Consider the following 22951-nt stretch of genomic DNA (forward strand, 5'->3'; position numbering starts at 1 on the left):
GGAGGAAATGACAATGCGACTCCTGAGTTATCTGCTGGACGGCGAGCCGCGCTACGGGGCGTTGGTCGAAGGCGGCGTGGTGGATCTCACCAAACGGATCGGCCGTGACTTCCGCGATGTGAAGGCGTTGATCGCCGCCAATGCGCTTGCCAACGCGCAGCAGGCCGTGGCTGGCCAAGAGCCGGACTATGCGCTGGACGAGCTCACGCTGCTGCCGCCGGTGCTGGCGCCGGAGAAGCTCTGGTGCATCGGCGTCAACTACGCGGAGCGCAATGCCGAATACAAGGACAATTCGGACCTGCCCAAATATCCGAGCCTGTTCGTCCGCAGCATGTCGTCGATGACAGGCTCCGGCCAGCCGCTCGAGAAGCCTGAGGTCTCCGAGCAGCTCGATTATGAAGGCGAGCTCGTCATCGTGATCGGGCAGGGCGGCCGTCACATCAAGCGCGAACAGGCGTGGTCGCACATCTTCGGCATGACGCTCTGCAACGAGGGCACAATCCGCGACTGGCTGCGCCACGGCAAGTTCAACGTCACCCAGGGCAAGAACTTTGACCGCTCCGGCAGCATCGGCCCGTGGATCGTCACGTCCGACGAGCTCGATCCGCGCGGACCGCATGATATCATCACGCGCGTCAACGGTGAGGTACGGCAGCAGGATACGACCGAACGGCTGATGTTCCCGTTCGATTTCCTGATCGCCTATCTCTCGACGTTTGCGACGCTGAAGCCCGGCGACATGATCGTGACGGGCACGCCGACGGGGGCAGGCGCCCGCTTCGATCCGCCGCGCTGGCTGCGAGTCGGCGATGTCGTCGAGGTCGAATCGAGCCGCATCGGCGTGCTGCGCAACACTGTGGCCGCGGAGCAATAGACCATGCTCGATGCTGCCACGATTGAGCGCCTTGCCGCACGCCTCGATGATGCCGAGCGCACCAGCCTTCGGCTCCGTGTCGTGCCAGTTTGTTTGAATCAACAATAAGAGGGAGCGCACCATGACGGGCTCAACGCGGCGCAGGAGCATCCATATCGGCGGCTTCAAGCACGCCAATCCGATTCCGAATGCCTGCCGGATCGGGAATCTCGTGATGTCAGGCGTCATCCTCGGCCGCGACGCGGCCGGCGTGATGCCCGAAGACCTGGATGCCCAATGCGTCAACATGTTCGCGCATATGAAGGCGACGGTGGAGGCGGCCGGCGGCACCACTGACGACATCATCAAGATGACCGTGTGGCTGAAGGACCGCTCGCAACGCGGCCCGGTGAATGTCGAATGGCTCAAGATGTTTCCGGACGAGCACTCGCGGCCCGCGCGTCACGCCCTGCCGATGGACGTCATGGATGGCGGCGCGCTGGTCCAGTGCGACTTCACCGCCGTGATCGACTGAGGGAGCGCTGCGCATGCCCACCTATCTGCCGTTCGACCTGAACCCGCGCCGCCCGAGCAAGCCGCCGCCCCCCAAAACCATCGACAGCCAGTTTCACGTGCTCGGTCCCGTGGACAAATATCCGGAGCGTCCGGGGGCGGCTTACCGCATGCCATCAGCGACCTGGGAAGCGGCATTGCGCATGCACAGAGCGCTTGGCATCGAGCGCGGCATCATCGTGCAGACCACGACCTATGGTGCGGACCATTCCGTCGTGCTCGACGGCCTCGCTGCGATGGGTCCGAACTATCGCGGCTGTGCCAACGCCCTGGTGTTTGCGGAAGCGAGCGATGTCTATCTCGCCAAGCTGCACGACGCGGGCGTTCGCGGCGCCCGTTTCAGCTTTCGCCAGGAGCTCGGCGCAGTGCTGTCGGACGCCGATTTCGCCCGTGCGATTGCGCGCATCCGCGAGCTCGGCTGGTACGTCAAGATCCAGCCGGAGAAAGACGGCATCGTCTCCAGTGTGGCGAAATACGAAAATCTCGACGTGCCGGTGCTGATCGACCACATGGCGCGGCCCGTGCCTTCGCATGGCAAGGACGATCCGAACCTGCGCAAGATGCTGGAGCTGCTCACGAAGGGTAATTTCTGGGTCATGCTGTCGCTCGGCGAGAAGACCTCGCAGCAGGGGCCGCCCTATGACGACGTGATCCCGATTGCGCGCGCCTATATCGAGGCCGCGGTCGATCGCTGCGTCTGGGCCAGCGACTGGCCGCATCCGGTCTCCGTCAAGCAGCCGCCGAACGATGCCGATCTACTCGAGTTGATGTATCGCTACGCGCCCGACCAGGCGACCCTGGAGAAAATCCTGGTGCACAATCCGGCGAAGTTGTTCGGCTTTCCGGATTGAGCTGCGACGCGCGGACGCAGCGCCGATCCTCACGATCGACCGCTGAACGCACTTGCCCCAGCGCGAGGTTTCGGCGATTGTGCCCGCTTCAACCAGGCGTTGCAGCAATGCTGTGACAGGACGTCGCCGCCGGCGCGCGATATCGTGGGACAGGGGCAAGGTGATGAAGTGGATGGCACGGCTGGTTGTCGCATGTCTGGGGCTGTTGTCTCCGACGGGAAGCCCTTCCTCGGCCGCACCGGCACCTCTGCGTGGTATTTCCGTCGATCTTTCCTGGACGGACAACCGAGTTGAAAAATTCCTGGATACCGGTGCGGAAAAGCCGGGCTATCAGACATCGCAGATCCAGCTCTACATCAGCGAGCAGGGCCGGTTCTTCAGCCGCTTCAACAGGGTCGCGAAAGGCAAAAACAACCGACTGGTCAATTCAGCCGTCTCGGGCGAGGGAAGGTCGGTGCTGAACTGGCGTTTCGAAGGACGCAGCATCGCTGCCGACCAGAAGTTCGCAGGCTCCGGTGCAAGGCGCATCGTCGTCTCGTTCGGCGACGATGCGTCCTCCTGCTCGCTTCGCGTCATTCACGGCAAGGAAGGCCGCGGGCCGATCCGTTATCCCGGACTGACGTCCCATCGGCCGATCGAACTCGTTCGCATCGAGGTGATCAACACGTCTTGCCAGGTCCGCCAGGGCAACGTGTTCGGCCAATGATCACAGCGCCGTCTGTCCCGCCAGTCGATCTCGCACGTCGGCCGCGATCTCGAACGAGCGCAGCCGTGCGGCGTGATCGTAGATCTGGCCTGTGGTGATCAGCTCGTCCGCCGCGGTGTCGGCGATCAGCGCCTTTAGCTTCTCTTCGACCACTCCGGGCGAGCCGATGGCCGAAATCGCCAGCGCCTGCGCGACGCCTGCCTTCTCGGCCGGCGACCACAGCGCGTCCATGTCGTCGACCGGTGGCGGCAAGGGTCCGGGCATACCGCGGCGCAGATTGATGAACTGCTGCTGCAGCGAGGTGAACATGCGCTGCGCCTCGGCATCGCTGTCGGCGGCGAACACGTTGACGGCGACCATGGCATAGGGCTTTGCCAACTGCGCCGACGGCTCGAACCGCGCCCGGTATTCGCGCAGGGCCGGCATCAGCATCTGCGGCGCGAAATGCGAGGCGAAAGCGAAAGGCAGGCCGAGCATGGCCGCAAGCTGCGCGCCGAACATGCTGGAGCCGAGGATCCACAGCGGCACCTTCGTCCCCATGCCGGGCACGGCACGGATCGCCTGGTTTGGTTTGACGTCACCGAGCAGCGCCTGCAATTCCAGCACGTCATGCGGAAAGTTTTCAGCCGCCGTCGCAAGGTCGCGCCGCATCGCCCGCGCCGTGAGCTGGTCGGTGCCCGGCGCACGGCCGAGGCCGAGATCGATCCGGCCGGGATAAAGCGACTCCAGCGTGCCGAACTGCTCGGCGATCACCAGCGGCGAATGGTTCGGCAGCATCACGCCGCCGGACCCGACGCGGATCGTTTTCGTGCCACCCGCAACGTGTCCGATTACCACCGAGGTCGCCGCGCTCGCAATCCCCGTCATGTTGTGATGTTCGGCGAGCCAGAACCGCTTGAAGCGCCAGCGTTCGGCATGTTGGGCGAGATCGAGCGAATTGCGGAACGCCTGCGCGGCGTCGGAGCCCTGTTTGATGGGCGCGAGGTCGAGCACGGAGAAGGGGATCATGTGGGAGCTGCCGAAGTGGGGATTCTGCGCGTTGAACAGCAACATGTAGTGTCACGGCGCAGGATGGGTAGAGCACCCTTCACAACCCTGTTATGGCGCCCCATGGGGTCCTTCGTCTCAGCTGGGCGTTTCGCGCGTGTTGTAGTACCTTCCCTGCAGCGCCACCATCGCCAGGAGGACAGACATGACCCCTCTCGCACTCAATCGTCGCAACCTCCTCATTGCCGGCGGCTCGGTCTTGGCATCAGGCGTCCTCGCAGCCGGCACCTCCGGTCTGCTGCTGCCCGCGCGCGCGGAAGGTCTCACGCCGACGGAATCGATGACCGGCGGCGCCAACAATTATCGCAAGGGCGCGCCGATTGTGGAACGGATCGGCAAGGGCGGCTTCTGGATGAGCGGCACCGTGCGCCGCGCCGGCGATGGGGCGCCGTTGGCCGGCCAGCGCATCCAGATCTGGGCACACACGGTCGAAGGCCAGGAGCACGAGCCGCAAAGCCACGGCGCCACGCTCACCGACAAGGACGGCGCGTTCCGGCTCGAGATGCCGCAGATCATCCCGATCTTCGGCCAGCCGCATGGCCACCTCGCCTATGACAGCGGTGAGTTCAAGACTGTCTTCCTGCGGCCGATCATGCGAAGCGCAAAGGACACCAGCCTCAAGGCGCACTTCGTGCTTCAGCCGGCCTGACCCGCGTTGCAGGTGCACGTGCAAGGGCAACAGAGATTCCTGATCTGGGCCGCCCTTGCAGTGGCCATCGGCATGCCGATTGCGCTCGCAGCGACAAGCGAGCAGCTCGCATGGCGCGGTCCGGTCTACATCCTCGCCGGCTTCGCCGGCATCATCGCGCTGGGTCTCGTGCTGGTGCAGCCGCTGCTGATCGGCGGCGTTCTGCCCGGACTATCGGCGTATCGCAGCAGGCGCATCCATCAGTGGATCGGCGGCGCGCTCGCCTTCGCGATCGTGATCCATGTCGCCGGCCTCTGGTTCACCAGCCCGCCCGACATGATCGACGCGCTGACCTTCTCATCGCCGACGCCGTTCTCCCCCTTCGGCGTGATCGCGATGTGGGCGATCTTCGCGGTCGCGTTGCTGGCGGCCCTGCGCCGGCGCCTGGGATTGCGCCTGCGCACCTGGCGCTTCATTCATATCCCGCTCGCGATCGTCATCGTCGCCTGCAGCGTGGTGCATTGCCTGCTGATCGAGAGAACGATGGAGACCGTCTCGAAGGCGGCGCTGTGCGTGCTCGTCGTTGTCGCGACCGTCAAGGTCATGGTCGATCTCTGGCGGAGGCGCGCCTTGCGCGGCGAGAGCATTGCGCAGCAGTGAACCCGGCCGATCTGTGCCCTGCTTGTCGCGGGTAAAGCCGGGGCGTATCTTCGCGCAATGACTGCCAATAGCCCCGATCTGAAAGCATTCCTGCTCGCGACGCCGTTCTTCGGCGGCCTCACCGACGCAAGCCTCGATCTGCTTGTTACGATGCTGGTCGAGTGCCGCTTCGAGGCCGGCGCCACCATCGTGGCGGAAGGCGAACCGGGACGCTCGATGTTCATCGTCCAGTCCGGCCGGCTCGCGGTCAGCAAGCGGGCCAGTTCGGGAAGTGTCATCCCGATCTCCGTCCTGGAGCGAGGCGACTTCTTCGGCGAGATGACGCTGATCGAAATGCAAAACCGCTCCGCCACTGTCGTTGCGGAGAGCGAAACCGTGCTGTACGAGCTGACCGCCCAAAAACTCTACGCCTGCTACAAGGCCGACATCCACGCCTATGTGATCGTGCTGCAAAACATCAATCGCGAACTGTGCCGACGGCTGCGCCGCGCCGACAATCGCATCACGGGACATCAGTCGGGCGACGATTGACGTTGCTTAGGACAGGTTGAGCCCTCGCGAAACCCATCATGCCAGCTACGAGCATGAAAGTCTTGCTGCCACGCGAGTGCACTCGATGAAGTCCGGTATCAAGGCCCTCATTGTTGTTCTAGCGACGTTGCCGTCGGACATCTGGGCTCAGTCACCAGATCGCACGACACCACGGACGCCGCCACTTCTATGGCGTGATGGCTACATCAACTGGCGGGGCAAGCTCGTAAGGCCGGATTGGCAGATCATGAGCGTCGATGACGGCGCCAAATTCGCCGTTGATTTGAGCAGGAAGTCCGCTCGTTACGCCGCCGCCTACATCATCGATGGAGACACCTTCAACAAGAGTAACCTGTTCGAGCTTCACTTCGACTGCGCCCCCAAGGTCGTCGAGGTGCTAACGAACATGGACCTGAAGCGCACCCAAATCTTTGAAGCGAAGGTGCATCAATTGGTCTGCGGCGATGCGCCAAACACTCGGTGACAGCCAGGCTGGCGCGGCTACAGCAGCGCCAACGAGTGCAGCGAGTTTCGATGAAGGCCGAGGGCAACCAGGCCGGAGAGAAGCAAAGCAGTCCCAGTCACAATCAGGCAAAACGCAAACACTATCGGAAGCCCCCGGTTCGTCTCGAATGACGAGCACGGTAATAGATAAAATTTTACCGACAATCGAAAGGAAGAATTAACCTTACCTGGACGGTCTATTCGTTCAGCTCGGTTGCCAGGAAATCATGCATGTCCCGGATCGAAAGCGACGCTGCATTCGCATCGTATTTCAGCCAGTGGCCGAACAGCCGCGTTCCCTCGGCGAGATCAGGCGCATCAAAGGCGTGATAGGCGCCGGGATAGATCGCCAGCCTGACGCGTGCTCCCTTGCCCGCGCGCCGTTCCATCAGGCGTTCACAATCCCTGGCCGGACTCCAATCGTCGAGAGCACCGATCAGGATCGCGGTCGGAATGGTCAACTGGTCGGTGGCAAAGCCGCATAGGGGATAGTAGGCGACAGCGGCCTTGAACTTCACACCGTCCGGAACGGCAAAATAATCGCCCGAACGGGTCGAGGCCGTCTGCAACGCGACGATGCCACCCTGCGACGACCCGACGACGGCGATCCGCTTCGGATCGACATAAGCGAGCTTGGCCAGATAACTCAGCGCGCCCAACGCGTCCCGTTGCCGGGCCAGCAAGACTCCCTGCCGGACAACTGTCTCCGCGTCACAGGCGTGTTCGATGCCGCGGGTCGTAAAGCTGTCGACCATGAGCGAGACGTAGCGCCAGCCCGTCAACAGCTCGGCCATCCGGTCGCGGGTCTTGTCCAGCAGCCCGGAGCAGCCGTGGAGATAGACGACCGCGGGAAAAGGGCCGGGTCCTTCGGGCCTGGAGAGATAGCCTTCGATCGTCTCCGGAGCGTTGGCCGGCGTGTCGCCGCGCTCGCGCGCACGCTGCTGCTGGATTCGCCCCATGATGACGGGCGCATTGTCGAATTTCACCAGCTCGCTTGCGGAGGCGATGGTTGGAAGTTCAAACGTTGCGAGAATGGTCAGGATGAGATGTTTGATGATCGCGGTACGCAAGTTCGCTCCACTGACTCAATTTAGTGCGCCTACAAGCTGGTCAATCGTCTTTGCCTTTAGACTTCTCCTCGTTGTGAGAAGAGGCACCACTCGCGGCTTTACTCATCTGCGCGCCAAACGCTCGGATTACATCCTCGATCAGATGTTTGGGATCTTTGCCAAAGTCAAAGGTTGGCGGCGACATCACATCTTGCAAAGCCCTCAACGATTTCAAGTCTCCTTCCCACAAGGTCAGTAGATCACGGCGCGAGTTATAATACGTAATCAGCCTGGTGTTATACCGGTACAGGCCCATCAGGGTTTGTACGAGGAAGACTATGATCAGAACTACCCCGACTCGGGTTATCGCTGTTGCGATGATGTATCGCCAGTCGCTATACCCATGTTCGGCGAGAAGTTCGGACTTCCCAACCTGCCCCAGCAATTCGGATGGAGTGGATAGGTTTGCTGCGGCGGCCGTCCTGGCCCGTCGGAGAGGGGCGATCGTACGTCGTCACGATTGTGGGTTGGGGAAGCGGTGGATGCAGCAGCGCCGGCGCGGATGTGAGGGCGGAGCGGGGAGAGGATTGCGCCCGAACCCCGTGATCCCGGCAAAAGCCGTGTCGTAGTGCGACGAAGCCTCTTGGCGGAGCCGCGCGGCTGCGTACGACAAGACCGTGGGGGCCCGGCCGTCGTTGCTACGGTCAAGTCTTGCGGAGGCGGCATGGGCGCCAACCGGCGCAGTGTCGGTGAATTCCGTGAGAAGATGAAATGGTGCTGCCAGACAGGATTGAACTGTCGACCTCTCCATTACCAATGGAGTGCTCTACCACTGAGCTACGGCAGCAATGCTGGGATAAGAATCGGCCGCCACAGGGCCCTACCAAGCGGGCCGATATCTGCCACAGGCCTCCCCGCTGTGCAAGCTTGCATGATCAGCCAGAACGAGAAAATCGGGGCGATATCGGGGGTATTACGGCTGTTTTTGACCGAAATGGTCGACTTCCCGCCGATTCTGGTTCCGATTTCCCCCACCAACTGGCCAGTTGGCTGATGCGGCGGATTCGCCCCATTTTGAGTTTCGCACGATCGGGACCATCAGCGCCACTTGAGCTGCCGCATTCTCTGGGCATGTTAGCGCCGTCTGCAGTATGGACCCGTGATGGCTGACGAGAACGACAAGACCACGAGACAGGCGAAGGGATCGCGGGACGACCGCCTGAAATCGGCGCTGCGGGAGAATCTGAAGCGGCGCAAGGCGCAGGCACGCGAACGCGCCGCAAGCGACGAGCCCTCGCAAAACGAACAGGACTCCCCAAGTGAGGGAACCGCCGGGAAAGCCGGCATCTAGGAATTTGGAGTATGTGACTGTGGCCATGGGGCAGACCGAGCAAGACCAGACCGATGGGAACGCGCAGATGGCACGTTTCACCCGCCCCGAGCAGACCTTCCCCGCGCTCACAGAAGCCGAGATCGAGCGCCTCAGGAACTTCGGCGAGCTTCGCACCTATGGGGATGGTGAGCTGCTGTTCGAGACCGGCAAGCCGGGACCGGGCATGTTCGTCGTATTGAAGGGCCATGTCGCGATCACCCAGCGCGATGGCCTCGGCAATGTCACGCCTTTGATCGACCAGGGGCCGGGGCAATTTCTGGCCGAACTCGGCCAGCTTTCCGGCCGCCCGGCGCTGGTCGATGGCCGTGCCGAAGGCGATGTCGAGACGCTGCTGTTGCCGCCGGAGCGCCTGCGCGCGCTGCTGGTCGCCGAGGCCGAGCTCGGCGAGCGCATCATGCGGGCGCTGATCCTGCGCCGGGTCAATCTGCTTCAGGCCGGCGTCGGCGGCATCGTGCTGATCGGTCCCTCGCATTCGGCCGGCGTGGTGCGGTTGCAGGGCTTTCTCACCCGCAACGGCCAGCCGCATCATCTGCTCGACCCCGACAGGGATCGCGACGCCGCCGAAGTGATCGCGCGCTATTCGCCGAAGCCGGAGGATTGGCCGCTGGTGGTTGCCGCCAGCGGCGAGGTGCTGCGCAACCCCGGTGAAACCGAGCTCGCGCGCGCGATCGGCATGATCGGCGGCCCGCGCAACGACCGCATCTACGACGTCGCAATCGTCGGCTGCGGCCCGGCGGGGCTCGCGACCGCCGTGTATGCAGCGTCCGAAGGGTTGTCGGTCGCCGTACTCGATACGAGAGCTTTCGGCGGCCAGGCTGGCGCCAGCGCGCGCATCGAAAATTATCTGGGCTTTCCGACCGGCATTTCCGGCCTCGCGTTGACCGCGCGCGCCTTCAACCAGGCACAGAAGTTCGGCGCCGACATCATGATTCCTGTCACCGTGAAGTCGCTCGACTGCTCGCGCAAGGACGGGGCATTTTCCGTCGCGCTCGACGGCAGCGATCCCCTGCGCGCCCGTTCGGTGGTGGTCGCAAGCGGCGCGCGCTATCGCCGGCCTGATACCGCCAACCTCGACAAGTTCGAGGGCCGCGGCGTCTGGTACTGGGCGTCCCCGGTCGAAGCAAAACTGTGTGCCGGCGAAGAGGTGGCTCTGGTCGGTGCCGGCAATTCGGCGGGACAGGCGGCGGTGTTCCTGTCGGGCCACGCGAAAAAAGTGCTGATGATCATCCGCGGCGGCGGCCTGGGCGCCAGCATGTCGCGCTATCTCATCGAGCGCATCGAAGCGACGCCGAACATCGAGCTCCTGTTCAACACCGAGATATCGGCGCTCGAAGGCGACGAGGCCTCGCTGCTGCGGCGGATCCGCTGGAAGAGCCGGCTGTCCGATGACGAGGATTCTGCCGACATCAAGAATCTGTTCTTGTTCGTTGGCGCCGATCCCGCCACCGGCTGGCTCGACGGCTGCGGCGTGACGCTCGATCGCGGCGGCTTCGTCGTGACAGGCGCGCAGTCCGAGCTGAACCAGGGCAAGCTGGTGGCGCCGCTCGAGACCTCGGTGCCCGGCGTCTACGCCGTCGGTGATGTCCGCTCCGGCTCGGTCAAGCGCGTCGGGGGCGCCATCGGCGAAGGCGCGCAGGTCGTGGCCTCCCTGCACGGCTATCTCGGCGACGCCGCAAAACCGGCGCTTTAGTCAACGATAAGACAAGCAGATGGCAAGTCGAATCCGGCTTGCCATCGTGCCGTGTGATGCCTGACTATCGCCGCGCCGCGATCAATCGCGCGAAAACAAAGATTCAACGGGAGGACTAAATGGCCGAACTCGTCGTGCTCTACAAGACGCCCAAGGATGCTGCCGCCTTCGACAAGCATTATGCCGAGACTCACATTCCGCTTGCCAAGAAGCTTCCCGGCCTGAAGAAATACGCCGTCAGCACCGGCGCGGTCGGCTCGCCCGCAGGTCCCTCAGGCATTCACCTCGTCGCCATCCTCACTTTCGACAGCGTCGGTGACATCCAGAAGGCGTTCGGCAGCGAAGCCGGCAAGGCGGCCGCCGGCGACGTGCCGAAATTCGCCAGCGGCGGCGCCGACCTCCTGATCTTCGACACCAAGGAAGTTTGAGGGCGACGACCGATCCGACTTTCGTCGAAAGCCGCCGTCTGATGTGGCAGCGCTGCAAAAAATTCAGTCATGCATTTGTCGATTCGCACGACGATGCATGGCTGGACGCGCATGTGTGATCGTGCCGCATGTGGCAATCCGATGAGGACCGTAATATCAATCCTGCGATCTCAATGCAGAGAGTAGGAGAGATGCCATGGTTCTCGGGATGAGCCTGCAAGCCTTCACACTGGTCCATGTCATCATCAGCCTGATCGCTATCGCCGCAGGGCTCGTCGTGATGTTCGGCCTGCTTGGTTCGAAGCCGATGCCGGGCCTCACCGCCATCTTCCTGCTCTTCACCATCCTGACCAACGCGACGGGCTTTCTGTTCCCGTTCAAGGAACTGCTGCCCTCCTACATCATCGCCGGCATCTCGCTGGTGCTGCTCGCGATCGCCTGCATCGCGCTCTACGGCATGAAGCTCAAAGGCGCCTGGCGGCCGGTCTACATCGTGACCGCGATGATCTCGCTCTATTTCAACGTCTTCGTGCTGATCATCCAGTCATTCCTGAAGATCCCGGCGCTGGCCGCGCTCGCACCGGCCGTGCCGCCGGCGCCGCCGTCGGGCCCGGTGTTCGCCGTGGTGCAAGGCATCGTGCTGCTGTTCTTCGTGCTGGTGACTATCGGCGCATGGCGCCGCTATAGACCGATGGCATTTGCCTGATCACACGATTGTCGCCGTGCCGGATCGATCCGCGGCATCGCATTCGGGATCTCACGAAACCATATCCGGATCATCGGCGCGCGACTGTTCGTGCGCCGCGCCTGATCATTTTTACCGAAACGGAGCAGTCCATGCCCACGATCACCACCAAAGACGGCGTCGATATTTTTTTCAAGGATTGGGGTTCGGGGCAGCCGATCGTGTTCAGCCATGGCTGGCCGCTGTCATCAGACGACTGGGACGGGCAGATGATGTTCTTCGTCACACGCGGCTATCGCGTCATCGCCCATGACCGCCGCGGCCACGGCCGCTCGGCGCAGGTCGCCGATGGTCACGACATGGATCATTATGCCGACGATCTCGCGGCGGTGACCGCGCATCTCGACCTCAAGAACGCCATCCATGTCGGCCATTCCACCGGCGGCGGCGAGGTCGTGCACTACATCGCGCGTCACGGCGAATCCCGCGTGGCGAAGGCCGCAATTCTCTCCGCGGTACCGCCGCTGATGGTGCAGACCGCAGCCAATCCCGGCGGCCTGCCGAAAAGCGTGTTCGACGATCTCCAGAAGCAACTCGCCGCCAGCCGCACGCAATTCTATCGCGATCTCCCCACCGGACCGTTCTACGGTTACAACCGCCCCGGCGCCAAGCCGTCGGAAGCGGTGATCCAGAACTGGTGGCGTCAGGGCATGATGGGCGGTGCGAAGGCGCATTACGATGGCATCGTAGCGTTCTCGCAGACCGATTTCACCGAGGATCTCAAGAAGATCAATGTGCCGGTGCTGGTGATGCATGGCGACGACGACCAGATCGTGCCTTACGCTGATTCCGCGCCGCTGTCGGCCAAGCTGCTCAAGAACGGCACGCTGAAGACCTACAAGGGTTTTCCGCACGGCATGCCGACCACGGAAGCCGAGACCATCAACGCGGACCTGCTGGCGTTCTTCAAGAGTTAAACGACCTGCTCTCCTCCGCGGGAAAGGAGGGGATGTTTCAGCGACATTGACCGGTATAATGGGTTCGTGGCCGCCACATCGGCCGCGAACCCTATGGATACTTCAGCGCCTGCGTGCGTTAAGTCCCGTCTGGTCCCTCGAGGAGAAGTGTCGGTGATGTCTCCCCAGCTCAAACTGATTGCGCTCGATGCCGACGATCTCGCCGTGATCTCGACCCACGTCCAGGACGCCCGCGTCCAGCCGTCCGACATCATCTGGCGGCAGGGCGAGAAGCGCCTGGTGGTCGGCATGAGCCGGCTGGACTGGGAGCAGACGCTGGCAGGCGAGACCGAGCCGCGCCGGCTGGTTTCGGCGCTTCGTTTCGACCGCGTGCTCGCCTGCAAGTCGCGCAACATCGATCTTGCCGCTCCAGACAAGGTGCTGGACCTCGTCGGCATCGAGTTTCATCCCCAGGAGGGCCGCAACGAGGAGCCCGGTGGTAGCGCATTGCTGCTGTTCGCCCAGGGCGGCGCCATCCGCCTCGACGTCGAATGCCTGGAGTGCGAACTGACCGATCTCGGGGCGGACGAAATGGGAACGGGATTGGGGATCGAGGGGGAGGGGTGAGGTGGCCGGTATACCAGAGGAAGCAGCTCAGGTTGTCGCCGAGCGTCCCAAGGGTTGACGCAGCTTCCCCGCCGCGCCATTGAGCAGGGGGCCGGTGAGCCGGACCGCGCCCCCTCAAAACCAGCAGAAGCCAAGCCAAAAATGCCCGTTCGTCTCGACCGCAGCAGCGCCGATTTTGACCAGCGATTTGCGGCCTTCCTCGCCGCCAAGCGCGAGGTCTCGGCCGATGTCGAGGCCGCCGCACGCGCCATCGTCGACGACGTGGCGAGGCGCGGCGACGCCGCCCTGCTCGAGGCCACGGCCAAGTTCGACCGGCTCACGCTGGATGCATCCGGCCTTCGCGTCTCGGCTGCCGAGATCGACGCCGCGACAAAGGCCTGCGAACCCGCGACGCTGGACGCACTAAAGCTCGCGCGCGACCGCATCGAGATTTACCATCAGCGCCAGCTGCCGAAGGACGAGCGCTTCACCGACCCGCTCGGCGTCGAACTCGGCTGGCGTTACACCGCGATCGAATCCGCCGGCCTCTACGTGCCCGGCGGCACTGCGGCCTATCCGTCCTCGGTGCTGATGAATGCAGTGCCGGCCAAGGTCGCGGGCGTCTCGCGCCTCGTGATGGTGGTGCCCTCGCCGGACGGCAAGCTCAATCCGCTGGTGCTGGCAGCCGCCTCGCTCGGCGGTGTCACCGAAATCTATCGTGTCGGCGGTGCGCAGGCCGTCGCTGCGCTCGCTTATGGTACTGCAACGATCGCGCCTGTGACCAAGATCGTCGGCCCCGGCAATGCCTACGTCGCCGCCGCAAAGCGTCTGGTGTTCGGCAAGGTCGGCATCGACATGATCGCCGGCCCCTCGGAGGTGCTTGTCATCGCAGACGACACCGGCAATGCCGACTGGATCGCCGCCGATTTGCTCGCACAGGCCGAACACGATGCCAGCGCGCAATCGATCCTGATCACCGACTGCACGCGCCTTGCCGCCGATGTCGAGAAAGCGGTCGAGGCACAGTTGAAGACGCTGCCGCGCGCGGCGATTGCCGGCAAGTCCTGGGCCGATTTCGGCGCCATCATCATGGTGAAGAACCTCACTGAGGCCATTCCGCTCGCCGACGCGATCGCCGCCGAGCATCTCGAGATCATGACAAACGATCCCGACGCGCTCGCCGCAAAGATCCGCAACGCCGGTGCTGTCTTCCTCGGCGCGCATACGCCGGAGGCGATCGGCGACTATGTCGGCGGCTCCAACCACGTGCTGCCGACGGCGCGCTCGGCGCGATTCTCATCAGGGCTCGGGGTCGCCGATTTCATGAAGCGCACCTCGATCCTGAAATGCGGCCCGGACCAGCTGCGTGCGCTGGGACCGGCCGCGATGACGCTCGGACAAGCGGAGGGGCTGGACGCCCATTCGCGCTCGATTGGATTGCGCCTCAATCTGTCATGACAAAGCCGCCCGAACAGGACGACTCGACCAATCGCATCGTCGCGGTCACCCTCGACGAGGATTCGATCGGCCGCTCCGGCCCCGACATCGAGCATGAGCGCGCGATCGCGATCTATGACCTGATCGAGCAGAACCTGTTCGCGCCTGATGGCGCGGACGGCAAGGGCCCGTTCACGCTGCACATCGGCATCAGCGGCAACCGGCTGATGTTCGACATTCGCCAAGAGGACGGCACGCCCGTTGTCGCGCATCTCTTGTCGCTGACGCCGTTCCGGCGGATCGTGAAGGACTATTTCATGATCTGCGACAGCTACTATCAGGCGATCCGGACCGCGACCCCCGACAAGATCGAGGCCATCGACATGGGCCGTCGCGGCATCCATGACGAGGGATCGCGCACGCTGCAGGAGCGGCTGAAGGGCAAGGTGCGGGTCGATTTCGAGACCTCGCGCCGGCTGTTCACGCTCATCACTGTTCTGCATTGGAAGGGCTAAGTGCGATGGCGGGTCCGCCACGCACACGCGATCCGCAATCGGTGCTGTTTGCCTGCGCGATGAATAGCGTGCGCTCGCCGATGGCCGCGAGCCTGCTCCAGCACATGTTTCCGCAAGGCCTCTACGTGAAATCTGCCGGCGCGAGAAAAGGCGATCTCGATCCGTTCGCCGTGGCCGTGATGGCCGAGCTCGGCCAGGACATCTCCAGCCACAAGCCGCAGACCTTCGAGGAGCTGGAGGATTGGGAGGGGCTCAATTTCGACCTCATCATCACGCTGTCGCCCGAGGCGCACCACAAGGCGCTGGAGCTGACCCGCACGCTCGCCGCCGACGTCGAATATTGGCCGACGCACGATCCGACCACGATGGAGGGCAGCCGCGACCAGAAGCTCGCCGCCTACCGCGATGTCTGCGACCAGCTCCTGATGCGGATCCGCCGGCGGTTCGCCAAGGTGGGCGCGGCGAGTGGGTAGTATCGGAGCCCGTAACACCCGCGTCACAGACTAAGGGCACACGCATGTCGGAAACCTCGAATCACCAAAGTCCGGGTTCCCGGGTTGTGAAATCAGCCCCCTTCCGATAGGTTCCGCGCGCAATTCACCCCCTGCCAAATCTCCCAAAAATCACCTGATGCTTGGCCGCCCCAAATTCGTTCTTGCCTCCGGTTCGCCGCGGCGCCTGTCGCTGCTCAACCAGGCCGGCATCGACCCGGATGCGCTCCGGCCGGCCGATGTCGACGAGACGCCGAGGCGGGGCGAGTTGCCGCGCGCCTGCGCCAACCGGCTCGCAAGGGCCAAGGCCGATGCGGCGCTGAAATCCGTGCAGCTCGACGACGAGTTGCGCGGCGCCTTCATCCTGTCCGCCGATACTGTGGTGGCGGTCGGCCGCCGCATCCTGCCCAAGGCGAACCTGGTGGACGAAGCCGCGCAGTGCCTGCGGCTGCTGTCGGGCCGCAACCACCGCGTCTACACCGCGATCTGCCTGGTGACGCCGCGCGAGGCCTTCCGCCAGCGCCTGGTCGAAACCCGCGTCCGCTTCAAGCGGCTGTCGGAGGACGACATCCAGGCCTATATCGGTTCCGGCGAATGGCGCGGCAAAGCCGGCGGCTACGCGGTGCAGGGCATTGCCGGCTCGTTCGTGGTGAAGATGGTCGGCTCCTATACCAACGTGGTCGGCCTGCCGCTCTACGAGACAACGACGCTGCTCGGCGGCGAGGGCTTTCCGATCCGCTTCGGCTGGCTCAACGCCACCGCCGTCTGACAGAACCGCGAAAACAACCCCATGCACAGTAGAACCGGCCGGCGCAGCGGATGCGCCGCGGGACGAAATATCTGTTTGCCGCCGGACCCTTGAACGCCCCGACCTCGTGTACAGCTATCCCCGATCATGGACGATCACGTCAAAAAGCCCGCTGGGCCCCTGAAAACCTGCCCGATCTGCGGCAAGCCACAAGCACAGGCCACCCGTCCGTTCTGTTCCTCGCGCTGCCGCGACGTCGATTTGAACCGCTGGCTGAAGGGCTCCTATGTCATCCCCGGTCGGGATGACGAGGTGGATGACGTGGAATGATAATAATATCAATATCTTATATGATCCGCCCAATTTCTGTGCCTCAGCCATTGCAACGGCGCCTCACCTTGTGCACAGCCGGGCCGTGCCCCGTGAAGCCGCAGGCGAAGCGTGGGTAGACAGGCCGCTGCGAGCCCACTATAAACCGCCCGCTCGATGGCCGTTCGGTCCTTCGCAGAGCACGCCCAGGTAGCTCAGTTGGTAGAGCATGCGACTGAAAATCGCAGTGTCGGTGGTTCGATTCCGCCCCTGGGCACCATCTCCCGTTTGTTAGCTGGCACTGCCGCCGCGCGCTGACACAAACCCTGCCTTTGCCGTCACTTCTTGAGGACGCCTGCAGCAGTTGCCGCCGTCTGAAGCGCGCTCGCGACGTCCTTGGCGATCGGGGCCAGCGGTGTTGCGATGAGGCCGGTGACCAGGAAGAAGATCAGGTTCTCCTGCGAGTGTCCCCAGATCGACATGCCGGCGATTTCGCTCAGCACGACCGACGTCCCCATGGCGAGGGTTTTTGCGGCGTTGCGATATTTCTGATCGCCGCGCTCATAGGCTTCATCGATCACGGCCGTGAGCACGGATTCGAACTGCTCGAGAGCACTGGTGTGTTCGGCCGCAGCGGGTACCCCGTCGGCTTTCCTCTGCGCCGCCGACAGCAACGCGTCGGCATCGACCGCCGCGACATTGGCGAGCGCCGCTGCATTGGCCGGCGACAGGCTGAGCTGAATGAGCGATTTGGCCTTGGCCTTCTGGTCAGGCTTGGCCGCGCCGTTCAACCAGTCGCCTTTCAGGGTTCGCAGGATCGCGTGCTTGCCGAAGGGCGCCGCGTTCGAGGCGATCGCATCCAGGAACGGGGCGAGCCCGTCTTCGATGAAGCCGAACCCGAAATTGGACGGTCCGCCGCGAAACATCTTTGTCGTGTCGACCAATCCCATGGACGCGCCACCGAGCGCGCCGATGGCGGTGACGAGATTCGCAAGATTTGACACGCTGCCGTTAAGCAGCGCTTGGATGACGCTCGTGGGTTGGGTGACGTCCATTTTTTCCTCCAGGTCGACGGGGATCCTGCATCAGGCCATGAGCGAATTGGCCTTGTGCAGCCGGTCGGCGATCTCTGCGGTTTGATTTGCCGGAATTTCCACGAAGCGCACGAAGGCGGTCACGGCTTGCTCGAGATCTGTCGCCTTGACGAAGCTGGGCACCTTTTTGCAAACGCCGATGATGATATCGGTATTCTTTTTCGCATCGAGGAGGTCGGGCAGCTGATGACCAACCCCGAGACCCTTTCGCATGTTGAGCTGGAACAGCCCGACGCTGTCTTCGATCGAATTGTTGGTTCTCGCGTCGGCCTTGAGGGTCGATTCTTTCCATGCATTGGCAACCGCCGTGATCTGATGGATCCGACCGAAGCCGGCGGCGGCAAAGGCATTCATGATGAGATCGGCATTCTTCCTCTGATCGGGACCGAAATCCTTGGGGAGGTTGATGTTGCCGGTGGCAACAGGTCCGGTGGCGGTAGCCCCTGCCACGTCGAGCCAGCGGATCGCCGCGACGCGCGAGCGCGCAAAGGTGCTCTCCTTCACCTGGTCCGACTGGTTGCCGCCCAGCAGCGTGATCGTGTTGACGTCGCCCTTGACGTAGAAGCCGACGTGGCCGGTGGTGTCGTGCTTCTCCGTCGGCGCCAGCACCACGACCGCGCCCGGTGGCGTATTGCTGGCGTTGATCGGCAGCGGATCGCCCCAGCTCTTCCACGATGCGGCCGTTGCCGGATTGTCTTTCGGGACGCTGGCGGCGGCGACCGGATTGTTGCAGGTCTTCATGCAAAATGAGACGAAGGCCGCGCACCAGGGTGTCTGCGACGTGTCGGTCGGGAAATTGATCGACTTGAAATATTCGAGGATCCTGGCGTCGCTATTTCCGACGCCCTCCTTGATATTCTTGGCCTCTTCTTGCCTGGCAACATCGAACCACGGCGCCTTGCCGGAGCCGAGGACCGCGACAATCGTCTCCGGCGCGTTCTTGTTGATGAGATCGAAGGCGTCGCTCAGCCCCTGGGCGAATCTCGTGCTGACGCCGTTGACGAAATCCGTAACGGTCTTGGCGTTCGCGTCGTTCGTTCCCGTCAGACCGGGGCGCGCCTTGAAAAGGGCCGCAATCTGGTCGTCGGCGAGGCCCGCTTTGCTCTTGAGAAAATCATTGAGCTTGAGGGTACCGTCGGACCCAGCTGCCGGGGCCGCAGTCGCCGGATCCTGCCCCATATCCGCCGGCGTCGCAGCCGCCGCGGCGAGCATGATCGCCGCTTTCGGGCCGGCGGTCATATAGGCGAGGAAGATTTCCAGATAGCTCGGCAGCGGCGGCTCGGTGTCGCTGCCCTGGCCGGCGCTCCGCTTCGCCTGCGTGATCGCCTTGGCGTCCGTGAACATCGTGAAGGCCGCGCCCCAGGCCTGGGACAGAGGGTCATCCACGCTCCCCGTTCCGAAGCCGGCCGAAAGCGTGCCACCATTGTCGAGGAAGCGCTGCCATTCCGCCGTGCTGATCTGGCATGGGCCGACGCCATCCGATCCCGGAATCTTGGGGCCAACATTCACCATCTTGTGGCCGGTATCCTGGGTTTCGAAGATCGCCCGCGCAATCACATAATCGGCCGAGACGAACCAAGGGGCGGTCTGGTCCAGCGCGTTGACGGCGCGCTCCGCGACGAGGCATTCGCGAACGAAGGCCGCTTCGCTGAGGACGTCGCGCCCCTTCACGACGAGGCTTCCCTTCGCCACCCATCCGGTCTCATCGTCGACCTTGACCTCGACAAAGTCGCCCGAGACGTTTCCGGTGCCGACGACGGTCATGTTTCCGGTCAAGCCATCGATGGCCTTGCCGTCGGGCTTATCGAGCAGGTCGGGGAAACCTTTAACCAGATAAACTGTCATGGCTGACCTTCATCACTGTTTCGGAGGCGCAGCTGGAGCCGCATTCAATTCTGGATTTGGACTTGAAGCTGCATTTGGAGTCGCAGCCGGAGCCGCAGTTGCGGCTGCTTTCTCTCTTTGCAGCTTGACGAGTCTCGCCACCAGGGCTGGGGTCGCCTGGGTGGTTGCTGAAGCCACCAGATCAACCTGTCCCAACTCTGTGCGAACCAGCGCGATCTTGGTGCGCAGCGCCGGCGCACCAAGCTTGGTCGTGTTGAGAAGAGCCGCGCTGGGACCCGACACATTCAGCAGGTCTATGAAAGCGCTCAGGTTGCCGGCGCTGGGATTTCCGCCGTTGACGTCCTGCACTGTCGTATTGGCAAAGGTGAACTTCTCGAAGAAATTCATCGCATCGCCGCAATCCGGCTGGGTGATGATGGCAAACCGCTCATTCCTGTCGATGACGTGATCGACCGTCGGCTTCGGCGTACTCCGCGTCGCCTCGTAGATGTCGATGAGCATCTGGATCAACTTCGCCTGGGGCAGTCCGCTTTTGGTGTTCTTGTCGAGGCAAAGCCCATTCAGAGCGAATTCCTCGTCCTGCTTGCTCAGCCCCTTTTCGGTAAAGAACTGTGCGATCGCATCGGGCGGTGCCTCGAACTTGCGCACCGGCTTCACCACCACGGTCGTCGGCGTGAATGGCACGCCCGCGCTCCTGGGTGAAATCAACGAGTCCTTTTGCAGCCCCTCGGCGCCGTTGCGCTCGAACGTGGCGATGGTGTTGTTGATCTCGGTCTCGATCGTCATCGGCATGCACAGGCGCAGATAAGAGCGCAGCGCATAAAGGGCATTCGGCCTGCTGATGATGGCGACCGCCTTGGTCGATGCCGTACCCATCAGCCGGTCCCGGTATTCCTTCTGCCGGCTGAGCACGACCGCCTGGATCGTCGAGTGCGGCATGGTGAGGATCAGGCGCGACTGGACGTTGGTGAAAGTACCGGCCGCGAGCCCGAAAGCAGCACCGACGATGGTGATCGGATTGGCGCCCACCCCGCTCGCCAGCATGATCGTCTGCGCCGTCGCGCTGGCGAGAGCCAGTTCGTTGAGCACCGGCTCGCGCGTGCGCTGCGCATCGTCGAGCCAGGCCAGATAGGCGTCGCAGCGCTGGTCGATATCGTTCATGCCGGCCTGGACGAACAGCCACCATGTCTTCGCATCATAGGGATCGGGGCCGCAGCTGGTCACACCATCGAAAGCCGTCGGCACGATTCCGGCTTGCTGGCAGATCGCGGCAACGTAGGCGTTCTGCAGGTCGGTCTGCGTCGCGACATCGGCGGGATAGAGATTGGTGCCGACGCCCTGGTTGGAACTGAGGTCGCAGCCGGCAGAAAACACCGCCATCGCGATACACGCCGCCCACCTCACAACGTAGCGCATCCACGTCCCCGTCTCAGCAGAGTGACTAGTCGTCAAAATCATCGCCAGATGTCCCGGTTCTCGGCTCTTCGGAGCGCTCGTAGTTCTCCTCGGCAGCGTTCAAATTGGCAGTGACGATCGTGAAGGCGCTCTGGACGTCGTCGACGACGTCGCGGCGACCCGTGTTGATGTTGCGGACCTGCACCCGCCAGCGAGCCAAGCCGCTGCCGTCGAGCGCTTCGCGCCAGAATCGCAGGATGAAAACCGGATCAACCGGTGGTCTTTGCAAGCTCATGCCGTGACGATGGCATGGTCCGAACTCGGAACGATCCGGCGATGATCTCGGGATCGCCGGTGTCCGATCTCGGCCGGCTGGGGGCGGGCTCGCGGAGAGATGGTCTGCCGATCACGGTGAGATCACGGCATGACTTGCAGCCGCGCGGGCAGCGCCGGCGACCCGGCCGCAGCAACTACGCATGATGCTCTGGGCAGTGAGAGTGAGCTCAGCTCAGGGAGCGCTGTCGTCCATCGGTGCCGAACAACCGCGCGCGCAAATGCTGCAAGGTTTCGGCATCGTGCAGGTTCTTGATCTCTTCGATGGTCGCCCGTGTGGCCGGAAGGGGCGAAATACCAAGCTCTTTCCTGATCAGGCCAATCCAATGATCATAATATCGAATGGCGTCATTGCGCCGCTCGTCGAGCGCGAGCACGATCAGGAGGTATCGAACCAACTCTTCCCTGTAGGGATCGAAGCGGAGTGCGTGACGCGCGAGTTGAATGGCCTCGTGATGACGCTCCTGCTGTCCAAGATGCCGGACGAGGACAAGGGCGGCCTGGACGAACATGGAATGAAGCCGCTCGCGTTCCTCCAGAACCCAATCGGCCTCCTCTCCATCCAGGAAGGGACCCTCATACCGGTACAGGACGGTCAGTATCTCCTTGATCCTGCGCGCGTGGAGGTCAGCCACGGAGCCGCCGAGCGTCGTCTGGGCGGCGTGAAGGAGAGCCCAGGTATCGACGTCGAGCCAGGCGCACTTCTCCAGGATCGTCTCAGGGCCCACGGTTCTGAGATTGTTGTCCTTTTCGCATTCGCGAGACGACGCGAGCAGTTTCCGCAGGCGCCAGACCGCCGAGTTCATGGCCCGGCGCCCTCTCTCTGCGTCGAGGTCCGGCCAAAACAGGTCGATCATTCTTTCGCGGCGATGAGGGCGATCGGGAAAAGTGAAGAGAAAACCGGCCATCCGCCGCCCGGCTGGTCCGAGTTCAGCCCAGATATGTTCGTTGTCACTCGCGACTCGGCTGGACCCGAGCAGGCTTATCGTCAACACGGCCTTGCCCCCAACGCACGCTTCAAAAGAACTTTTTAGAATTCGCCCTAAAATTGTAGCCTGACAAAAAACTGCCCAGAGTCAAGATTTCAAATCGACGCTGCTGCTCGCTGCTCCCTGATGAGCTTTGCAGGCATTAGCGTGGTAGCGGGGTAGCGGGCTTACGTTCGCTCTGTCGACGGGCAACCTGAATCACTCCAAACTTCTGCGTGTAATCCAGTCGGCAGGATTTCTACTGAACAAACGTCGATCGCCGTTTGCTGACAGAACTGCGAAGGGCGAGGGGGCGCTTTTGATCGCCGGCGATGAGCTGTTCGAGATTGGTCCTGTCTGCGAGAGTGTAGATGTTCATGATGCGGCCCCAGCCGTCGATGAACTCCGCAAGGGAGCGCATGCCAGGACATCTTCTCGGTTGCGTTGGGGGGGAGCGCTTGGAGAGCAAAAGAGCAGTGGCTGAATCGAATGCAATTACATAGTAATTTCAATTACATGAGAGTTCGCAATTGGCTCTGAATGGCGCACCATTGGCTTTCGGTGCCAAGCTTGGAGCGGGCATTCCCCTCCGCACACCGCCGGTTTGCTAGCAGACGCCCGTCCGATTATCCTTGAGGTTGTAGCGTCTGCACCTG

At 63.0% G+C, this 22951-nt stretch carries 28 protein-coding genes and 2 tRNA genes; 20 read left to right on the forward strand and 10 right to left on the reverse strand.

All coding sequences use genetic code 11. The annotated features are described in order from the left end of the window. Positions 1-13: 13 nt before the first annotated feature. The 4 genes from Q0687_RS32695 (at position 14) to Q0687_RS32710 (ending at position 2983) form a co-directional block, all read left to right on the forward strand. The gene (locus Q0687_RS32695) at positions 14-874 is read left to right on the forward strand and encodes a fumarylacetoacetate hydrolase family protein (RefSeq protein WP_298886010.1); all 861 of its coding nucleotides are present in this window, start codon (positions 14-16) and stop codon (positions 872-874) included. 121 nt (positions 875-995) lie between these two features. Then, entirely contained in the window at positions 996-1388 is a 393-nt protein-coding gene (locus tag Q0687_RS32700) for a RidA family protein (RefSeq protein WP_298886013.1), read from the forward strand. A 13-nt stretch (positions 1389-1401) separates the two neighbouring features. Next, the gene (locus Q0687_RS32705; RefSeq protein WP_298886016.1) at positions 1402-2277 is read left to right on the forward strand and encodes an amidohydrolase family protein; all 876 of its coding nucleotides are present in this window, start codon (positions 1402-1404) and stop codon (positions 2275-2277) included. 172 nt (positions 2278-2449) lie between these two features. Next, positions 2450-2983, forward strand: coding sequence for a hypothetical protein (locus tag Q0687_RS32710; RefSeq protein ID WP_298886018.1), 534 nt, complete (start codon positions 2450-2452; stop codon positions 2981-2983). Here Q0687_RS32710 and Q0687_RS32715 read toward each other — a convergent pair whose 3' ends face one another. Further along, a complete protein-coding gene (locus Q0687_RS32715) occupies positions 2984-3991 on the reverse strand; it encodes an LLM class flavin-dependent oxidoreductase (RefSeq protein ID WP_298886174.1) in 1008 nt (335 codons plus the stop codon). A 184-nt stretch (positions 3992-4175) separates the two neighbouring features. Between Q0687_RS32715 and Q0687_RS32720 the strand changes: the two genes are divergently transcribed. From Q0687_RS32720 to Q0687_RS32735, 4 genes are all read left to right on the forward strand, one after another. Further along, positions 4176-4679 (forward strand): Twin-arginine translocation pathway signal, encoded by a 504-nt coding sequence (locus Q0687_RS32720; protein WP_298886022.1) that lies wholly within the window; start codon positions 4176-4178, stop codon positions 4677-4679. 72 nt (positions 4680-4751) lie between these two features. Beyond that, entirely contained in the window at positions 4752-5318 is a 567-nt protein-coding gene (locus tag Q0687_RS32725; RefSeq protein ID WP_298886176.1) for a ferric reductase-like transmembrane domain-containing protein, read from the forward strand. 57 nt (positions 5319-5375) lie between these two features. Next, entirely contained in the window at positions 5376-5849 is a 474-nt protein-coding gene (locus tag Q0687_RS32730) for a cyclic nucleotide-binding domain-containing protein (protein WP_298886025.1), read from the forward strand. Between the two features lie 85 nt (positions 5850-5934). Continuing rightward, complete coding sequence (locus tag Q0687_RS32735) at positions 5935-6333, forward strand: hypothetical protein (RefSeq protein WP_298886029.1); 399 nt, start codon at positions 5935-5937, stop codon at positions 6331-6333. A gap of 217 nt (positions 6334-6550) precedes the next feature. On the opposite strand, the gene Q0687_RS32740 is transcribed toward Q0687_RS32735, so the two are convergent. From Q0687_RS32740 to Q0687_RS32750, 3 genes are all read right to left on the reverse strand, one after another. Then, positions 6551-7423 carry a dienelactone hydrolase family protein gene (locus Q0687_RS32740; RefSeq protein WP_298886032.1) on the reverse strand — a complete coding sequence of 291 codons (873 nt, stop codon included), beginning with the start codon at positions 7421-7423 and terminating at the stop codon, positions 6551-6553. Between the two features lie 40 nt (positions 7424-7463). Continuing rightward, a complete protein-coding gene (locus tag Q0687_RS32745; protein WP_298886034.1) occupies positions 7464-7637 on the reverse strand; it encodes a hypothetical protein in 174 nt (57 codons plus the stop codon). Between the two features lie 537 nt (positions 7638-8174). Then, positions 8175-8249 (reverse strand) — tRNA-Thr (locus tag Q0687_RS32750). A gap of 315 nt (positions 8250-8564) precedes the next feature. Between Q0687_RS32750 and Q0687_RS32755 the strand changes: the two genes are divergently transcribed. The 12 genes from Q0687_RS32755 to Q0687_RS32810 all read left to right on the forward strand — a co-directional run bounded on the left by Q0687_RS32755 (position 8565) and on the right by Q0687_RS32810 (position 16940). Next, positions 8565-8753, forward strand: a complete 189-nt coding sequence (locus Q0687_RS32755) for a hypothetical protein (RefSeq protein ID WP_298886036.1) — start codon at positions 8565-8567, stop codon at positions 8751-8753. A 25-nt stretch (positions 8754-8778) separates the two neighbouring features. After that, a complete protein-coding gene (locus tag Q0687_RS32760; protein WP_298886179.1) occupies positions 8779-10485 on the forward strand; it encodes an FAD-dependent oxidoreductase in 1707 nt (568 codons plus the stop codon). Between the two features lie 119 nt (positions 10486-10604). Further along, entirely contained in the window at positions 10605-10913 is a 309-nt protein-coding gene (locus Q0687_RS32765) for an EthD family reductase (protein WP_100175035.1), read from the forward strand. A gap of 196 nt (positions 10914-11109) precedes the next feature. Further along, the gene (locus Q0687_RS32770) at positions 11110-11619 is read left to right on the forward strand and encodes a hypothetical protein (protein ID WP_298886042.1); all 510 of its coding nucleotides are present in this window, start codon (positions 11110-11112) and stop codon (positions 11617-11619) included. 131 nt (positions 11620-11750) lie between these two features. Beyond that, entirely contained in the window at positions 11751-12575 is an 825-nt protein-coding gene (locus tag Q0687_RS32775) for an alpha/beta hydrolase (RefSeq protein ID WP_298886044.1), read from the forward strand. A gap of 156 nt (positions 12576-12731) precedes the next feature. Further along, complete coding sequence (locus tag Q0687_RS32780) at positions 12732-13181, forward strand: DUF2948 family protein (protein WP_298886047.1); 450 nt, start codon at positions 12732-12734, stop codon at positions 13179-13181. 141 nt (positions 13182-13322) lie between these two features. Continuing rightward, positions 13323-14618 carry a histidinol dehydrogenase gene (hisD, locus tag Q0687_RS32785; protein WP_298886050.1) on the forward strand — a complete coding sequence of 432 codons (1296 nt, stop codon included), beginning with the start codon at positions 13323-13325 and terminating at the stop codon, positions 14616-14618. Beyond that, complete coding sequence (locus Q0687_RS32790; protein ID WP_209965924.1) at positions 14615-15112, forward strand: UPF0262 family protein; 498 nt, start codon at positions 14615-14617, stop codon at positions 15110-15112. Before hisD ends, Q0687_RS32790 begins: the two co-directional genes overlap by 4 nt. Positions 15113-15117: 5 nt before the next feature. Then, positions 15118-15585: a low molecular weight phosphatase family protein gene (locus tag Q0687_RS32795; RefSeq protein WP_298886057.1), complete on the forward strand. Its 468-nt coding sequence runs from the start codon at positions 15118-15120 to the stop codon at positions 15583-15585. Positions 15586-15742: 157 nt separating this feature from the next. Next, positions 15743-16372, forward strand: coding sequence for a Maf-like protein (locus tag Q0687_RS32800; protein WP_188098821.1), 630 nt, complete (start codon positions 15743-15745; stop codon positions 16370-16372). A 126-nt stretch (positions 16373-16498) separates the two neighbouring features. After that, positions 16499-16681: a DNA gyrase inhibitor YacG gene (gene yacG, locus Q0687_RS32805; protein WP_298886068.1), complete on the forward strand. Its 183-nt coding sequence runs from the start codon at positions 16499-16501 to the stop codon at positions 16679-16681. Between the two features lie 183 nt (positions 16682-16864). After that, a tRNA-Phe gene (locus Q0687_RS32810) sits at positions 16865-16940 on the forward strand. A 58-nt stretch (positions 16941-16998) separates the two neighbouring features. Here Q0687_RS32810 and Q0687_RS32815 read toward each other — a convergent pair. The 6 genes from Q0687_RS32815 to Q0687_RS32840 all read right to left on the reverse strand — a co-directional run bounded on the left by Q0687_RS32815 (position 16999) and on the right by Q0687_RS32840 (position 22716). Further along, positions 16999-17715 (reverse strand): hypothetical protein, encoded by a 717-nt coding sequence (locus Q0687_RS32815; protein ID WP_298886070.1) that lies wholly within the window; start codon positions 17713-17715, stop codon positions 16999-17001. Between the two features lie 30 nt (positions 17716-17745). Then, positions 17746-19599: a TIGR02594 family protein gene (locus Q0687_RS32820; protein ID WP_298886072.1), complete on the reverse strand. Its 1854-nt coding sequence runs from the start codon at positions 19597-19599 to the stop codon at positions 17746-17748. A 12-nt stretch (positions 19600-19611) separates the two neighbouring features. After that, positions 19612-20979 carry a hypothetical protein gene (locus Q0687_RS32825; protein WP_298886075.1) on the reverse strand — a complete coding sequence of 456 codons (1368 nt, stop codon included), beginning with the start codon at positions 20977-20979 and terminating at the stop codon, positions 19612-19614. 61 nt (positions 20980-21040) lie between these two features. Further along, positions 21041-21289, reverse strand: a complete 249-nt coding sequence (locus Q0687_RS32830) for a hypothetical protein (protein WP_298886077.1) — start codon at positions 21287-21289, stop codon at positions 21041-21043. Between the two features lie 208 nt (positions 21290-21497). Then, positions 21498-22184 carry a bacterial transcriptional activator domain-containing protein gene (locus Q0687_RS32835; RefSeq protein ID WP_298886079.1) on the reverse strand — a complete coding sequence of 229 codons (687 nt, stop codon included), beginning with the start codon at positions 22182-22184 and terminating at the stop codon, positions 21498-21500. A gap of 370 nt (positions 22185-22554) precedes the next feature. Next, positions 22555-22716, reverse strand: coding sequence for a hypothetical protein (locus Q0687_RS32840; RefSeq protein WP_298886082.1), 162 nt, complete (start codon positions 22714-22716; stop codon positions 22555-22557). Between the last annotated feature and the right edge of the window lie 235 nt (positions 22717-22951).

Source organism: uncultured Bradyrhizobium sp. (assembly GCF_936928535.1).
GTDB lineage: Bacteria > Pseudomonadota > Alphaproteobacteria > Rhizobiales > Xanthobacteraceae > Bradyrhizobium.

What these genes read in the sequence shown, in the direction of transcription:
- Q0687_RS32755 (WP_298886036.1), top strand. Translation starts at nt 8,565, where the DNA reads ATGGCTGACGAGAACGACAAGACCACGAGACAGGCGAAGGGATCGCGG.
- Q0687_RS32765 (WP_100175035.1), top strand. Translation starts at nt 10,605, where the DNA reads ATGGCCGAACTCGTCGTGCTCTACAAGACGCCCAAGGATGCTGCCGCC.
- Q0687_RS32715 (WP_298886174.1), bottom strand. Translation starts at nt 3,991, where the DNA reads ATGATCCCCTTCTCCGTGCTCGACCTCGCGCCCATCAAACAGGGCTCC.
- Q0687_RS32825 (WP_298886075.1), bottom strand. Translation starts at nt 20,979, where the DNA reads ATGGCGGTGTTTTCTGCCGGCTGCGACCTCAGTTCCAACCAGGGCGTC.
- Q0687_RS32700 (WP_298886013.1), top strand. Translation starts at nt 996, where the DNA reads ATGACGGGCTCAACGCGGCGCAGGAGCATCCATATCGGCGGCTTCAAG.
- Q0687_RS32775 (WP_298886044.1), top strand. Translation starts at nt 11,751, where the DNA reads ATGCCCACGATCACCACCAAAGACGGCGTCGATATTTTTTTCAAGGAT.
- yacG (WP_298886068.1), top strand. Translation starts at nt 16,499, where the DNA reads ATGGACGATCACGTCAAAAAGCCCGCTGGGCCCCTGAAAACCTGCCCG.
- Q0687_RS32730 (WP_298886025.1), top strand. Translation starts at nt 5,376, where the DNA reads ATGACTGCCAATAGCCCCGATCTGAAAGCATTCCTGCTCGCGACGCCG.
- Q0687_RS32735 (WP_298886029.1), top strand. Translation starts at nt 5,935, where the DNA reads ATGAAGTCCGGTATCAAGGCCCTCATTGTTGTTCTAGCGACGTTGCCG.
- Q0687_RS32830 (WP_298886077.1), bottom strand. Translation starts at nt 21,289, where the DNA reads ATGAGCTTGCAAAGACCACCGGTTGATCCGGTTTTCATCCTGCGATTC.
- Q0687_RS32720 (WP_298886022.1), top strand. Translation starts at nt 4,176, where the DNA reads ATGACCCCTCTCGCACTCAATCGTCGCAACCTCCTCATTGCCGGCGGC.
- Q0687_RS32790 (WP_209965924.1), top strand. Translation starts at nt 14,615, where the DNA reads ATGACAAAGCCGCCCGAACAGGACGACTCGACCAATCGCATCGTCGCG.
- Q0687_RS32840 (WP_298886082.1), bottom strand. Translation starts at nt 22,716, where the DNA reads ATGCGCTCCCTTGCGGAGTTCATCGACGGCTGGGGCCGCATCATGAAC.
- Q0687_RS32770 (WP_298886042.1), top strand. Translation starts at nt 11,110, where the DNA reads ATGGTTCTCGGGATGAGCCTGCAAGCCTTCACACTGGTCCATGTCATC.
- Q0687_RS32710 (WP_298886018.1), top strand. Translation starts at nt 2,450, where the DNA reads ATGGCACGGCTGGTTGTCGCATGTCTGGGGCTGTTGTCTCCGACGGGA.
- Q0687_RS32800 (WP_188098821.1), top strand. Translation starts at nt 15,743, where the DNA reads ATGCTTGGCCGCCCCAAATTCGTTCTTGCCTCCGGTTCGCCGCGGCGC.
- Q0687_RS32820 (WP_298886072.1), bottom strand. Translation starts at nt 19,599, where the DNA reads ATGACAGTTTATCTGGTTAAAGGTTTCCCCGACCTGCTCGATAAGCCC.
- Q0687_RS32695 (WP_298886010.1), top strand. Translation starts at nt 14, where the DNA reads ATGCGACTCCTGAGTTATCTGCTGGACGGCGAGCCGCGCTACGGGGCG.
- Q0687_RS32725 (WP_298886176.1), top strand. Translation starts at nt 4,752, where the DNA reads ATGCCGATTGCGCTCGCAGCGACAAGCGAGCAGCTCGCATGGCGCGGT.
- hisD (WP_298886050.1), top strand. Translation starts at nt 13,323, where the DNA reads ATGCCCGTTCGTCTCGACCGCAGCAGCGCCGATTTTGACCAGCGATTT.
- Q0687_RS32795 (WP_298886057.1), top strand. Translation starts at nt 15,118, where the DNA reads ATGGCGGGTCCGCCACGCACACGCGATCCGCAATCGGTGCTGTTTGCC.
- Q0687_RS32760 (WP_298886179.1), top strand. Translation starts at nt 8,779, where the DNA reads ATGGGGCAGACCGAGCAAGACCAGACCGATGGGAACGCGCAGATGGCA.
- Q0687_RS32835 (WP_298886079.1), bottom strand. Translation starts at nt 22,184, where the DNA reads ATGATCGACCTGTTTTGGCCGGACCTCGACGCAGAGAGAGGGCGCCGG.
- Q0687_RS32780 (WP_298886047.1), top strand. Translation starts at nt 12,732, where the DNA reads ATGTCTCCCCAGCTCAAACTGATTGCGCTCGATGCCGACGATCTCGCC.
- Q0687_RS32705 (WP_298886016.1), top strand. Translation starts at nt 1,402, where the DNA reads ATGCCCACCTATCTGCCGTTCGACCTGAACCCGCGCCGCCCGAGCAAG.
- Q0687_RS32815 (WP_298886070.1), bottom strand. Translation starts at nt 17,715, where the DNA reads ATGGACGTCACCCAACCCACGAGCGTCATCCAAGCGCTGCTTAACGGC.